This is a genomic window from Providencia sp. PROV189 (assembly GCF_028480065.1).
In the GTDB taxonomy this organism is placed as follows: Bacteria; Pseudomonadota; Gammaproteobacteria; order Enterobacterales; family Enterobacteriaceae; genus Providencia; species Providencia stuartii.
The window spans coordinates 22,008-34,866 of record NZ_JAMPOG010000049.1; the positions used below are offsets into that span (position 1 = coordinate 22,008).

Annotated in this window: 13 protein-coding genes; 6 read left to right on the plus strand and 7 right to left on the minus strand. The window is 43.4% G+C overall.

All coding sequences use genetic code 11. The features are described 5' to 3' along the window. Positions 1-21: 21 nt before the first annotated feature. Genes PR833_RS19080 through PR833_RS19100 form a run of 5 tightly spaced genes read right to left on the minus strand, consistent with a single transcriptional unit; the run spans position 22 to position 4,643 of the window. Positions 22-1,038 (minus strand): ABC transporter ATP-binding protein, encoded by a 1,017-nt coding sequence (locus tag PR833_RS19080; protein WP_272526430.1) that lies wholly within the window; start codon positions 1,036-1,038, stop codon positions 22-24. Then, the gene (locus tag PR833_RS19085; protein ID WP_004924802.1) at positions 1,038-1,856 is read right to left on the minus strand and encodes an ABC transporter permease; all 819 of its coding nucleotides are present in this window, start codon (positions 1,854-1,856) and stop codon (positions 1,038-1,040) included. The genes PR833_RS19080 and PR833_RS19085 overlap by 1 nt, the downstream gene beginning before the upstream one ends. Next, positions 1,843-2,748 (minus strand): ABC transporter permease, encoded by a 906-nt coding sequence (locus PR833_RS19090; RefSeq protein WP_072502586.1) that lies wholly within the window; start codon positions 2,746-2,748, stop codon positions 1,843-1,845. Before PR833_RS19090 ends, PR833_RS19085 begins: the two co-directional genes overlap by 14 nt. Beyond that, entirely contained in the window at positions 2,748-3,566 is an 819-nt protein-coding gene (locus PR833_RS19095; RefSeq protein WP_088498903.1) for an alkaline phosphatase family protein, read from the minus strand. The genes PR833_RS19090 and PR833_RS19095 overlap by 1 nt, the downstream gene beginning before the upstream one ends. Positions 3,567-3,590: 24 nt before the next feature. Continuing rightward, entirely contained in the window at positions 3,591-4,643 is a 1,053-nt protein-coding gene (locus PR833_RS19100; protein ID WP_272526431.1) for an ABC transporter substrate-binding protein, read from the minus strand. A 239-nt stretch (positions 4,644-4,882) separates the two neighbouring features. Here PR833_RS19100 and nudC point away from each other — a divergent pair, with 239 nt between their 5' ends. The 6 genes from nudC (at position 4,883) to PR833_RS19130 (ending at position 9,442) form a co-directional block, all read left to right on the plus strand. After that, the gene (nudC, locus tag PR833_RS19105) at positions 4,883-5,662 is read left to right on the plus strand and encodes an NAD(+) diphosphatase (protein WP_004924813.1); all 780 of its coding nucleotides are present in this window, start codon (positions 4,883-4,885) and stop codon (positions 5,660-5,662) included. 99 nt (positions 5,663-5,761) lie between these two features. After that, complete coding sequence (gene hemE, locus PR833_RS19110) at positions 5,762-6,826, plus strand: uroporphyrinogen decarboxylase (protein WP_036942124.1); 1,065 nt, start codon at positions 5,762-5,764, stop codon at positions 6,824-6,826. 95 nt (positions 6,827-6,921) lie between these two features. Next, the gene (gene nfi / locus PR833_RS19115) at positions 6,922-7,593 is read left to right on the plus strand and encodes a deoxyribonuclease V (protein WP_076914839.1); all 672 of its coding nucleotides are present in this window, start codon (positions 6,922-6,924) and stop codon (positions 7,591-7,593) included. Between the two features lie 74 nt (positions 7,594-7,667). Continuing rightward, positions 7,668-8,255 (plus strand): YjaG family protein, encoded by a 588-nt coding sequence (locus PR833_RS19120; RefSeq protein ID WP_004924819.1) that lies wholly within the window; start codon positions 7,668-7,670, stop codon positions 8,253-8,255. A gap of 201 nt (positions 8,256-8,456) precedes the next feature. Next, complete coding sequence (locus tag PR833_RS19125) at positions 8,457-8,729, plus strand: HU family DNA-binding protein (RefSeq protein WP_004924821.1); 273 nt, start codon at positions 8,457-8,459, stop codon at positions 8,727-8,729. 89 nt (positions 8,730-8,818) lie between these two features. Beyond that, complete coding sequence (locus PR833_RS19130) at positions 8,819-9,442, plus strand: DUF1481 domain-containing protein (protein WP_004924822.1); 624 nt, start codon at positions 8,819-8,821, stop codon at positions 9,440-9,442. A 201-nt stretch (positions 9,443-9,643) separates the two neighbouring features. On the opposite strand, the gene purD is transcribed toward PR833_RS19130, so the two are convergent. Further along, entirely contained in the window at positions 9,644-10,927 is a 1,284-nt protein-coding gene (gene purD, locus PR833_RS19135) for a phosphoribosylamine--glycine ligase (RefSeq protein ID WP_272526432.1), read from the minus strand. 16 nt (positions 10,928-10,943) lie between these two features. Beyond that, on the minus strand, positions 10,944-12,533 hold the full coding sequence (purH, locus tag PR833_RS19140) for a bifunctional phosphoribosylaminoimidazolecarboxamide formyltransferase/IMP cyclohydrolase (protein WP_036942111.1): 1,590 nt from the start codon (positions 12,531-12,533) through the stop codon (positions 10,944-10,946). Positions 12,534-12,859 lie beyond the last annotated feature (326 nt).

Consider the following 12,859-nt stretch of genomic DNA (forward strand, 5'->3'; position numbering starts at 1 on the left):
GTGCCTCTTTTATCTCGTTTGCTAACGTAGTGCGCGAATTTCGTTCTTATTAAACATTAACTCAAGGCGTGTACCAGGTTCAAATAGTCTTTCAGATGAGCGATTTAACAAATCAACTGTCATATTGCCTGCCGCGGTATTGACGGAATAACGAATAATATTACCTAACAGTTGATGATCTAAAATAATCGCATCGACGGGCTGTGAAATATGCTCACCGTAATGTCGCCCTGCTTCTTTAACATAGATGGATTCTGGGCGAATAGCGAGCGTACCTTGCAAATTAAGCCCGAGTAGCGCATTGGCTTTGTCAGCCTCCACAAGGTTGTAATTGCCCATAAAACGCGCCACAAACTCATTGGCTGGTTGCGTGTAGATATTCTCAGCTGTATCGTTCTGGATAATCGCCCCTTTATTCATTAAAAAGATGCGATCAGACATGATCATGGCTTCATCTTGATCATGAGTAACAAAAATGGTCGTCAATTTTAACTCACGTTGGATATGACGGATCTGTTGGCGCAGATGTTTACGAATACGCGCATCTAATGCCGAAAGTGGCTCATCCAATAGCAATATTTGGGGCTTCATCACCAATGCACGTGCAAGGGCGACACGTTGCCGCTGTCCACCCGAAAGCTGGTGAGGAAATTGCTGCTCTTTACCTTGCAACTCAACCATTTCAATAACGTCTGCAACCGCTTTATTGCGCTCAGTGCTGTTGACGTTACGCATTTTTAGGCCGAAGGCGATATTGTCTTCAACTGTCATATTCGGGAATAACGCATAACTTTGAAAGACCATGCCAACGCCTCGCTGCTGGGCTGTTTGGTGCGTGATGTTTTGGCGATTGATATACAGGTCACCATTATCAGGTTGTTCGAGTCCAGCAATACAGCGCAATAAGGTTGATTTTCCACAGCCGCTAGGCCCTAACAGGGTAATAAATTCGCCTTTTTCTATTGTGAATTGAATATTAGAGAACACCTGATTTTGACCAAATGATTTACTCAAATTTTCAGCAATAACATAACTCATTATTCATCTCCCGAACGGCTCATCCGCGTGGCGAGCCATGTGAGTAACAAGGTAAATAAGAAATAAGACATCACCAACGCAGAGGTAAAGTGACCGCTGGTTTGACGCATATTAAATAAGTAGATTTGCAATGTTTCATAACGTGTTCCCACCAAAATGTTGGCAAACACAAACTCACCCATCAAAAATGAAAATGAGATCAGTAATGAGACCAGTAACCCTTTGCGAATATTCGGTAATACTATTAATAAGAAAGCCTTAAAGGTACTTGCTCCGAGTAAATGTGCGGCATCCATTAAGTCATGTAAATTAATGCCTTGGAAGCTATTAGCGAGTGCACGGTACATGAAAGGTAGGGTGATAGTGAAATAAGTACCAATTAATATCCATGGCGTACCAACCAACATAAATGGCTCATCAGCAAATATTTGTAATAGACCCACCGATGACACCACAGGGGGAATAGCAAAAGGCAGGATGATCAGTAAATCCATCAGCCCCTTTAATTTCGGGAAGCGGTAAAACACGGCAAATGCCATGGGTAAAATGACCAGTGTGCTAACCAACAAAGTACTAAAACAGATGAGCAGCGACCGCCCAAAAGCATACAGAAATCGAGGGTCTTGCCATAACTGTAAATACCATTTTATCGATAAGGCATCCGGTAAAACGGTCGCTCCCCATTGTGTAGAAATTGAATAAATAAAAGTGGCAACAATAGGTAGAGCTAATAACAAAACAACACTAATAAGAATGAATTTATGTAGCCAAAGGCCGGAAGAGCCATTTGGCTTGGCGGTAAGATTATGACTTGGCATGATAACTCCGTTTTAATAGCCAATGATGGATGGCAGTGATAAATCCAAGAATAGCAATTAGTAAAACGGATAATGCTGCTGCTAAATTAGGCTCTAAATAAAGGTCGCCGGAGACTAAGCTAGCAATACGGATGGTCACTAGATTGTAATTGCCACTCATCAGGGCGTAAGTGCTCGCGTAAGCCCCAACGGCATTAGCAACTAAAATAATAAAAGTACCAAGTAATGCGGGAGCGAGTACGGGGATAGCAACGTTGCGCCAATAAGATAATTTACTGGCTCCCATGGTTTTAGCCGCATCTTCCCACTCTGGTTTCAACGCATCAAAGGCAGGATAAAGCAACAAAATACCCAGAGGAATTTGAAAGTAGATATACAGCAGCATTAACCCACTTGCGCTATAAATATCGAAATCCTCAATAATTCCCCAAGATTTCAATTGCAGGGTAATTGCGCCATTGACCCCAAGTATGATGATAAAAGCAAAGGCAAGGGGAACACCGCTAAAGTTACTCGCCATTGTGGTGAAGGAAATCATCATACTGCGTACTCTGCCTTGCATTTTATAGATGGAAAATGCCGTTAATGTAGAAATGAATAGCCCGATGACACTACAGACAATCGATAACCAGAGGGTGTTCTCAAAGGCTTGCAGATAAAAATCGTTGGTGAAAATATCAAGGTAGTTGTCGACTGACCAAGCTTCTTCATAAATAAAGCTATTGATAAATACCCAAATCATAGGGGCGATTTGAAACAAGCAAAACAATGTAATAAATGGCAGTGTTAATAAGGCTGATCCCCAATGAAAACGTGATAAGTGTTTCTTTAACATTGCGGCTTTCCCTTGTTGGTGGTTTGCTTGTTCACAAGGTACGCTAACGTCGGCCATTAATTATCTCCTACCAATAATGTGTGACAGACTGTTTTATCGCCATATTCAATTCCGAGTAAGGCGCAAACCGTGCCACAAATCGCAGTTTGCTTCACCATACACTGTTCTTGATGTGAAAATTGCTCGCCAATAACAAACAGAGGAACAGTGCGCTCTTCAGGTAATATACCGCCATGGCTATGATCACTGTTCATACCATGATCACTCGTGACAATAATTTGATAGCCTTGCTCAATCCATTGAGGTAAGTAATTTGACAAAATAGTGTCGGCTTGCCGCGCCGCGTTACGATATTGTGAGGAATCAAACCCAAACTTATGGCCTGAATCATCAATATTCATCGGATGGATCAGTAAAAAATCAGGCGAGTATTGAGTGCGTAGGTATTCCGCATCCATAAATAGGTGGCTGTCTGGATAATGGTCTGCTTGGTAAAAACAGCCATGCTGGATAGCGAGTTGCTTATCATTGGTAAAACGGTCTCGAGTCGCAACAAAAGGTGCTCGGTTATATAGCTCGCTGACCCAATAATAAGCCGCGGCTGCCGTTGTTTTACCTGCTCTCTTGGCTAAAGAAAAAATACTATCAAAGTGGGAGAGTCGCACGACGTCATTGTTAACGATACCGCTATCGACAGGGGAAACTCCCGTCAAAATACATTCGTATAAAGGGCGTGACATAGAGGGTAGCTCACACTCCACTTTATAGAGCGTTGCTCGATCAGCTTCGATCAGTCCATTGAGGTAGCCCATACAATCATGGGCTACTGGGTAACTCAAGCCATCGAGAACAACAAGGATCACTTTATCAGACATGAGATATTTTCTTCCTAAGTGACATTACTGCTGGTGGATTAACACTTGCTGTTGCCACATTTTGGGGAGTTTGCGAGACGACTTTTCCCAGCCATCCGCATCGTTAATTGGGCGAACATTTTTGTATTGCTCATCCGGTAACAATTTGGCTTTAATCTCTTCGGGGAGGGTGAGGTATTCAGCACGAATTGGGCGGGCGTAGCCTTCAGCTAGGTTAATTTGCCCCTGATCGCTAAAAATAAATTCACGTGCTAACTTCGCGGCATTTGGATTTTTGGCATATTTATTAATGATAGTGGTATAGCCTGAGATAACTGAACCATCAGAAGGAATGACAACGGTAAAGCGATCACGATTGATCTGATCACGATAATTCAGCGCATTGAAATCCCAAAGAATACCGACGGCAACTTCGCCTTTTTCAATATTTGCAACGGTTGGATCATTCACGGAAAGACGTTTTTGCTTGGCAAGTTCAGCAAAAAACGCAATAGCGGGCTGTAAGTTATTTTCATCACCACCGCGCGCATAGGCCGCTGCTAATACTGCATTGTTAGCTTGAGCTGCGATACCAACATCACCAACAGTGACTTTATATTTACCTTTTAGTAAATCATCCCAGCTTTTTGGCGCATCTTTAACTAGCTCATTATTGATCATGAAAGCAATGGTGCCCGTATAAGCCAGTGCCCAATGGCCTTCTTTATCTTTTGCCCAATCAGGGATTTGTGACCATGTGGTTGGTTTATAAGGTTGGGTAACGCCTTTCTGTACGGCAATAGGGCCAAAGGAGGCACCGACATCGCCAATATCTGCGGTAGCATTATTTTTTTCAGCGGCAAACTTAGCAATCTCTTGCGCTGAACTCATATCCGTATCTTGGTGCTTTAATCCATAGGTTTTTTCGAGATCTTGCCAAGTTCCTTTCCAGTTAGCCCAAGTATCTGGCATTCCAACACTGTATACTTGACCTTCTTTTTTAGCGGCTTCAATCAAGGCGGTTAAATCGTTATCGGCTGCTAAAGCAGCACTTGACGCGGTTAATGAAAGTAAAACTGCGGGTACAATCGTTTTCATTTTATCTCTCACTGTATAGAGGAGTTATATTGGTTAGTTAGTATGCTAATTTTCCAAGGTGACAGTGAGTTGACGGTTTTGTGACACTTTTTCGATGTTTTAGGGAAAAAACTGTCTAAAAAGTGTCAAAAACACTAACTAAAAATGATTAAGTACAACGACTAGATTACATTTTGTGAAAAAAGCGTATCTTTATAGAAAAAGATGAAATCCTTTTATACCAATAAAAGATGTAAAAAATGACAAAAGTGACATTAACTGGAACAGAGAAAGGTTGGTGGTTTGTTTGCTTTGCTGGGCGCTTATGGTTACCACAAGGAGATGCTCCTAGGGGGAGTGCAAAAGATTGGTCACTGTCTGGGAAGATAGCAACACCGATTGGTGAATGGCAAGGTGAGGTTGTTTGGCTAATTGCTGAAAAAATGCCAACAGATATGGCTTCACCGCGCTTATTAGCATCACAAGATGAGGGATTATTTCGTTTAGCTGGGCGTGGAGTACAGTTAGCGGAGTTTTATCGTTCCCATCGTTACTGCGGTTATTGCGGCACCGCAATGCGTCATAGTACGACTGAGTGGGCTTGTCTTTGTGACCATTGCCATGAACGCTATTACCCACAAATTGCGCCTTGCATTATTGTTGGCATCCGTCGTGGTGACCATATATTGCTAGCACAGCACCGCCGCCATACTCAAAACCCTCTCTTTACCGTACTTGCGGGTTTTGTTGAAGTGGGTGAGACACTGGAAGAAGCGGTAGCACGAGAAGTCATGGAAGAAAGCGGGATCACAATACGTAATATTCGTTATGTGTCTTCTCAGCCTTGGCCTTTCCCTCACTCATTAATGATGGGGTTTCTGGCTGACTATGACAGTGGCGAAATTAAGGTTGACCCGAATGAACTCGTGAGTGCCGCGTGGTATCACTACAATGAATTACCTAAAATTCCTCCAAGTGACACAATCGCAAGGCGATTAATTGAAGATACTGTGGCTTTATGTCGCCAAGAGGACGCCTAAACGTGCGAATTGCTTAGGCGCTGATATTGTTGTGTGTAACATGCTACAATAGCGGCCCTTAGCCATTTGCGGCGGCCACTGACTATAATGGAGTAAATAATGACTGAGTTGAAAAATGACCGCTATCTACGTGCTTTGCTACGTCAGCCTGTAGATACCACCCCTGTATGGATGATGCGTCAAGCAGGGCGTTACCTACCGGAGTACAAAGCAACGCGTGCACAGGCTGGTGATTTTATTTCTCTGTGTAAAAACACCGAGTTAGCGTGTGAAGTGACACTTCAACCGTTACGTCGTTTTCCATTAGACGCCGCAATCCTATTTTCTGATATCTTAACCATCCCTGATGCTATGGGGCTAGGCCTCTATTTTGAGACGGGTGAAGGGCCTCGTTTCAAAAAGCCAATCACTTGCCTAAATGATATAAAAAACATACCAGTACCTGATCCGGAAATGGAACTGGGCTATGTTATGGATGCGGTAAGAGCAATCCGTAAAGCGCTAAAGGGGGATGTACCTCTTATCGGTTTTTCGGGGAGTCCGTGGACATTAGCCACTTACATGGTCGAAGGTGGCAGCAGTAAAGCGTTCACAAAAATTAAAAAAATGATGTATGAAGACCCGAATGCGCTCCACTTATTACTGGATAAACTCGCTGATAGCGTGATTTTATATTTAAATGCGCAAATTCGGGCAGGGGCTCAATCCATCATGATTTTTGATACATGGGGTGGCGTGCTAACTAAACGTGATTATTTACAATTCTCTCTTCATTACATGCATAAGATCATTGATGGCCTAATACGTGAAAATGAAGGCCGCCGTGTGCCTGTGACCCTATTTACAAAAGGCGGTGGGCAATGGCTAGAGGAGATGGCTGCAACAGGTTGTGATGCTCTAGGTCTTGATTGGACCACTGAAATTGCGGATGCCCGTCGTCGAGTCGGTGACAAAGTGGCACTACAGGGAAATATGGATCCATCAATGCTTTATGCTCCGATACCGCGCATTGAAGAAGAAGTACAAAATATTTTGGCAGGCTTCGGGCAAGGTAATGGACATGTCTTTAATTTAGGTCATGGTATCCATCAAGATGTTCCCCCTGAGCATGCAGGTGCTTTTGTTGATGCCGTCCACCGTTTTTCCCGCCAATACCATCAATAACTGATCGGTTTTTTGATAGCGTACTCACAGATCCTTGTAAGTACGCTGTTATCTTCTATCATTAATCGTTAATCATAATAAGTATTGAGCACATCATGGCCATAGACACTCGATTGTTGCGACAAGAGCAAGCAGATAAAGCACAGCTTATTGTATTGAATGAAAATAATATACAGCCGATTTTTATCGGTGGTGCTGATGTGGGCTTTGAGCAGCAAGGTACTGTCACTCGTGCGGTGATCGCCGTTCTGTCATGGCCTGATTTGCAATTGGTTGAGTATCAGATTGCGCGAGTACCCACACAATTACCTTATATTCCGGGTTTGCTCTCTTTTCGTGAAGTGCCTGGATTGATGGCAGCTTGGCAACAACTGCATCATAAACCTGAATTAGTGTTAGTTGATGGTCAAGGGATCGCCCATCCTCGTCGTTTCGGTGTTGCGTGTCACTTTGGCTTACAGGCTGATGTGCCAACCATTGGAGTCGCAAAAAGTCGATTGTACGGTGACTATGAAGCAGTGAATGAAGCCCCGGGAAGTTTTCAACCATTACGGCATGGCGAAAATCAGCTTGGTTGGGTGCTGAGAAGTAAAAAAAGATGCAATCCTTTGTTTATTTCACCGGGTCATAAGATGAGTGTCAGTGCTTCTCGTGAGTGGGTTGAACGCTGTTTAAAGGGGTATCGGCTACCTGAGCCAACGCGACTTGCTGATGGAATAGCCTCTAATAGGTCGTTTTTTGAGCGAATGAAAGAGAAATCCGGCTAATTATCAGCAAAATATGTGGTATTGGCAGATTTTCAGGTAAACTGCGATGTATTGAGATTGATGAGTCTGAAATTATGTTAAGAAATCCCATCCATTTGAGGTTGGAAAAACTAGAAAGCTGGCAACATGTTACTTTTATGGCATGCCTGTGCGAACGAATGTACCCCAACTACCAAATGTTTTGTCAGCAAAGTGAATTTACTGACGCAAAGGTTTATCGGTCTATACTTGATTTGGTATGGGAAACGCTGGTCGTTAAAGACAGTAAAATTAATTTCGACAATCAGCTCGAAAAATTAGAAGAAATTATACCGTCAGCAGATGATTTTGATTTCTACGGTGTTTATCCAGCCATCGATGCTTGTATCGCTTTAGGTGAAGTGGTTCATGCAAAATTAAGTGGCGAAACACTGAGCCATGCTATTGCGGTTAGCGAAACATCGATTCGTACTGTTGCGATGCTGGAAATGACCCAAGCTGGTAGGGAAATGTCAGAGGAAGAGCTGAAAGAATTATCCTCAATTGAGGAAGAGTGGGATATCCAGTGGGAAATTTTCCGTTTACTGGCTGCCTGTGAAGAGCGAGACTTAGAGTTAATTAAAGGATTAAAATCTGACCTCCGTGAAGCGGGGGTTAGCAATATTGGTATTACTGTAGGCTAGTTTTTAGCGTTTCATTGATGAAAACGTGACTTAGCGCAGTAATGCTGATGACTAAGACTTCACATTTGCCCCTAGACTGGTCTACATTTAGGGGCAAGAAGAGAAGTGGCTATCGGGGGCGTGTATCAGGGGCTGTCAATTTGGCATATCCGACGCACTCGATGCTTTGCAAACGATAAACACACTGTGTAAGGATAATTTATGAACAAGACTGAATTAGTTGATGCTATCGCAGAATCAGCAGACCTGACAAAAGTACAGGCTAAAGCAGCATTAGAATCAACTCTGAATGCTATTTCAGAAACGCTGAAAAAAGGCGAGCAAGTACAACTGGTCGGTTTCGGTACTTTCAAAGTCAGCCACCGTGCAGAGCGTACCGGTCGTAACCCGCAAACTCGCGAAGAGATCACTATCCCAGCAACTAATGTTCCTGCTTTCTCTGCCGGTAAAGCACTGAAAGAAGCGGTAAAATAATTAAGTTGCAAACTAGAATTATCAGGGGGGGTAGTCAACGACCCCTTTTGTTCATTCGGAAAGGGTTGCTGGTATTGGGAGCCATCTCAATGCTCAGCGCCTGTTCTTCTCGTAACAACTTTCCCGAGTTTAGTGCGAGTGGATTTATTGCGGATGATGGTGTAATCCGTATGTGGCGTCTTAATGACGCAAAAAATGACCCTCAAGTGCTTATGGTTGTTTACAGCCCTTACAAAGGCACTGATACTTCCGTTAATTTCTTCGAGTACCGAGCAGGCCAGCTTTGGCAAATTCGTAGCCAAATCTTAAATGCGGGTGAGCAAGAAATGATGGAACAACTCCGTTTTAACAAAAACGATGATGTGATCTTTATGCAACGAGTCGAAAAAGATCGCAAAACCGCACTTTCTTCCGATGACATTATCCGTTGGCGTTTTGAAGCAAAACGTATTTTAGATATTAATACTGCTTTGGTAGTCGGTGGTGTGAAACTATACCAAGGCCGTTGGTCACAAAACCAAGTCGTCACTTGTGGCGGTGATGTCAAAAAAGTCGAATTTGAACCTTATGCACAAAATTGGTTAGAAAGCCGAGCAAAAGTTTGGCATAAACAGCTGAATATTGCTTGGTTAGAATCCCCTGAAGGGAATCAACTTTTGATGGTTGCGGATACCGATTTTTGCCGCTGGCAGCCTAGTAAAGATTCATTGTAATCTCACCGCTCGTCGTCTTTCGCATCCTAACGTTGTTGGCTTCAGCAACTCACCTCAGTCACATATTTGTGTATACTCCCGAGGATAAATTACTTTGTCGCCTAGTTAGGCTACGAAATACTCAGCGCTTTCGCCTGTTAGAAATAAAAAAGCTGATAAAGCGGCTGTTTATCAGCTTAGTGAGTTTAACTTCTGTGCTCGCTATTTCAGGCGTGCGACGGCACGATAACCAATATCTTTACGGTAAAAACTGCCATCCCAATGAATATTTTCAGCGGCTTGATAGGCTTTTTGTTGAGCTTGGGCGATATCATTACCGAGTGCTGTGACACAAAGAACACGGCCTCCGGCAGTGATGACCTTATCATCTTTCATTTTAGTGCCAGCATGAAATACTTTGCTATCCGCCATTTCTTCGGTCGGCAAACCGTGGATCGCATCACCTTGGCGGTAATCACCTGGATAACCTCCGGCAGCAATTACCACACCGAGAGCAGGGCGTTCATCCCATAAGGAATCTTTACCTGCTAGCTCACCTTTTGCCCCTGCAAGACACAACTCGACTAAATCAGATTGTAAACGCATCATGATAGGTTGAGTTTCAGGATCGCCAAAACGGCAGTTAAATTCGATAACTTTAGGGTTACCAGCCTTATCAATCATTAAACCCGCATAGAGGAAACCTTGATAACGATGCCCCTCGGCATCCATACCTTTTACTGTTGGATAGATGATTTGTTCCATGACACGCTGGTGAATTTCATTTGTCACAACGGGGGCCGGTGAATATGCGCCCATGCCGCCCGTGTTAAGACCTGTATCACCATCGCCAACACGTTTATGGTCTTGGCTAGTTGCCATTGGAACGACATTTTCGCCGTCCACCATCACAATAAAACTTGCTTCTTCACCGTCTAAGAACTCTTCAATCACGATACGGTGACCTGCATCACCAAATGCGTTACCAGCAAGCATATCGTGCACAGCATCTTTAGCTTCAGCCAGCGTCATCGCGACAATGACACCTTTACCTGCGGCAAGACCATCAGCCTTAATAACAATCGGTGCGCCGACGTTATCCAGATACGCCAAAGCAGGTTCGATTTCAGTAAAATTTTGGTAAGCGGCTGTCGGTATTTTGTGACGAGCTAAAAAGTCTTTCGTAAAAGCTTTCGAACCTTCGAGCTGTGCGGCGCCTTGAGTCGGACCGAAAATGGTTAGCCCTGCTTTTTGGAACGCATCAACGACCCCAATGACCAGTGGTGCTTCTGGGCCAACAATCGTTAGGCCGATTTGTTGCTCTTTCGCAAATTTTAATAATTCATCGATATCCGTTGCTGAGATAGCCACGTTTTCAAGATTAGGCTCTAATGCAGTTCCAGCATTACCCGGAGCCACATAAACTTTGTCAGCAAGTGGTGATTGTGCGGCTTTCCATGCTAGGGCGTGTTCACGACCACCGCCACCAATAATTAAAATATTCATACTTAACTCCACATGATTAATGGCGGAAATGGCGCATATTAGTGAAAATCATGGCGATGCCGTGCTCGTTAGCCGCTTCAATCACTTCGCTATCGCGGATTGAACCACCTGGCTGGATCACACAGGTCACGCCAACGGCTGCCGCTGCATCAATACCGTCACGGAACGGGAAGAATGCGTCGGAGGCCATTGCACAACCTGCAACTTCTAAGCCTTCATCTGCGGCTTTAATACCTGCAATTTTCGCAGAATACACTCGGCTCATTTGCCCTGCACCAATGCCAATAGTCATATCATTTTTGGCATAAACAATCGCGTTCGACTTAACGAATTTAGCGACTTTCCAACAGAATAGAGCATCTTTAAATTCACGCTCAGTGGGTTGGCGTTTAGTCACAACACGTAGCTCGTCAGGTTCAACCATACCGAGGTCACGGTCTTGGACCAATAAACCACCGTTAACACGTTTAAAATCTAATCCTGCAACAGGTTTATCCCACTCACCACATGTAAGAACACGCACATTTTGCTTGGTCGCTAATACTGAAAGAGCATCATCGGCAACCGTTGGTGCAATAATAACTTCTACAAATTGGCGCTCAATAATCGCTTCTGCTGTTGCCTTATCAAGCTGACGGTTAAAGGCAATGATGCCACCAAATGCAGACGTTGGATCCGTTTTAAACGCGCGATCGTAAGCTGCATGAATATTATTACCAATAGCAACACCGCAAGGGTTGGCATGTTTGACGATAACGCAGGCTGGCTCTTCGAAAGATTTAACACATTCTAAAGCGGCGTCTGTATCAGCAATATTGTTATAAGAGAGAGCCTTACCTTGCAGCTGTGTCGCCGTGGCGATTGATGCCTCTTTTGGGTTCTCTTCTATATAAAAAGCGGCATCTTGGTGACTATTTTCACCGTAACGCATGTCTTGTTTTTTGATAAAGTTTAAATTCAACGTACGAGGGAAACGTCCCGATGGTTGCGTTGTATCGCCATAATAAGGGGTGACTAATTCGCCAAAGTAGTTGGCTATCATACTGTCATAAGCGGCAGTATGTTCGAACGCTTTAATAGCAAGGTCAAAACGAGTAGACCAATTTAAAGAGTTATCGTGGTTATCCAATTCTTCAATGATTTTTTCATAATCATTACTGTTTACAACAATCGCGACATCTTTATGGTTTTTAGCGGCTGAGCGCACCATTGTGGGGCCGCCGATATCGATATTTTCAACAGCATCTTCTAGGGTGCAGTTAGGCTTAGCGACGGTTTGTGCAAAGGGGTACAGATTGACAACAACCATATCAATCGGTTCGATATTATGTTGCTGCATAATGGCATCATCAATGCCACGACGACCTAAAATGCCACCATGAACTTTTGGGTGAAGTGTTTTAACACGACCATCCATCATTTCAGGGAACCCTGTATAGTCTGAAACTTCGGTGACTTTTAACCCTGACTCGGCAAGTAGTTTTGCGGTTCCACCTGTAGAGAGCAGTTCAACACCTCGTTGTGAAAGCGCTTTAGCGAATTCAACAACGCCTGTTTTATCAGAAACACTGAGCAGGGCACGACGAATAGGACGAAGCTGTTGCATGAGATAGATCCCTTGGATAAGAAAGCAATAAAACCGTAAGAGTTAGTTTAAAGCGTAAAAACGACGCTTCTTATATATACCTATTTCTGCTGTAACTGTTTAATCACATCAAAATATCAATAGATAGAGATAAGCCACTAACAATTTCAGAACATAAAAATAAAATCAACGATGAATTTTCATGCTAATTGTAACGCAATCGTTTGCGTAATGCGCGTTATATTTTAATTATTTTTATGGTTGTGGATAACTTTGTGGGTAAATCTGTATAAAGGTGCGTTTTGCTGTGGAATGCAGCAATCGAATAAAAAAGTGATAAAAAGGGG

What these genes read in the sequence shown, in the direction of transcription:
- PR833_RS19125 (WP_004924821.1), top strand. Translation starts at nt 8,457, where the DNA reads ATGAACAAGACTGAATTAGTTGATGCTATCGCAGAATCAGCAGACCTG.
- purH (WP_036942111.1), bottom strand. Translation starts at nt 12,533, where the DNA reads ATGCAACAGCTTCGTCCTATTCGTCGTGCCCTGCTCAGTGTTTCTGAT.
- PR833_RS19100 (WP_272526431.1), bottom strand. Translation starts at nt 4,643, where the DNA reads ATGAAAACGATTGTACCCGCAGTTTTACTTTCATTAACCGCGTCAAGT.
- nudC (WP_004924813.1), top strand. Translation starts at nt 4,883, where the DNA reads ATGACAAAAGTGACATTAACTGGAACAGAGAAAGGTTGGTGGTTTGTT.
- PR833_RS19120 (WP_004924819.1), top strand. Translation starts at nt 7,668, where the DNA reads ATGTTAAGAAATCCCATCCATTTGAGGTTGGAAAAACTAGAAAGCTGG.
- PR833_RS19090 (WP_072502586.1), bottom strand. Translation starts at nt 2,748, where the DNA reads ATGGCCGACGTTAGCGTACCTTGTGAACAAGCAAACCACCAACAAGGG.
- purD (WP_272526432.1), bottom strand. Translation starts at nt 10,927, where the DNA reads ATGAATATTTTAATTATTGGTGGCGGTGGTCGTGAACACGCCCTAGCA.
- nfi (WP_076914839.1), top strand. Translation starts at nt 6,922, where the DNA reads ATGGCCATAGACACTCGATTGTTGCGACAAGAGCAAGCAGATAAAGCA.
- hemE (WP_036942124.1), top strand. Translation starts at nt 5,762, where the DNA reads ATGACTGAGTTGAAAAATGACCGCTATCTACGTGCTTTGCTACGTCAG.
- PR833_RS19095 (WP_088498903.1), bottom strand. Translation starts at nt 3,566, where the DNA reads ATGTCTGATAAAGTGATCCTTGTTGTTCTCGATGGCTTGAGTTACCCA.
- PR833_RS19085 (WP_004924802.1), bottom strand. Translation starts at nt 1,856, where the DNA reads ATGCCAAGTCATAATCTTACCGCCAAGCCAAATGGCTCTTCCGGCCTT.
- PR833_RS19130 (WP_004924822.1), top strand. Translation starts at nt 8,819, where the DNA reads ATGCTCAGCGCCTGTTCTTCTCGTAACAACTTTCCCGAGTTTAGTGCG.
- PR833_RS19080 (WP_272526430.1), bottom strand. Translation starts at nt 1,038, where the DNA reads ATGAGTTATGTTATTGCTGAAAATTTGAGTAAATCATTTGGTCAAAAT.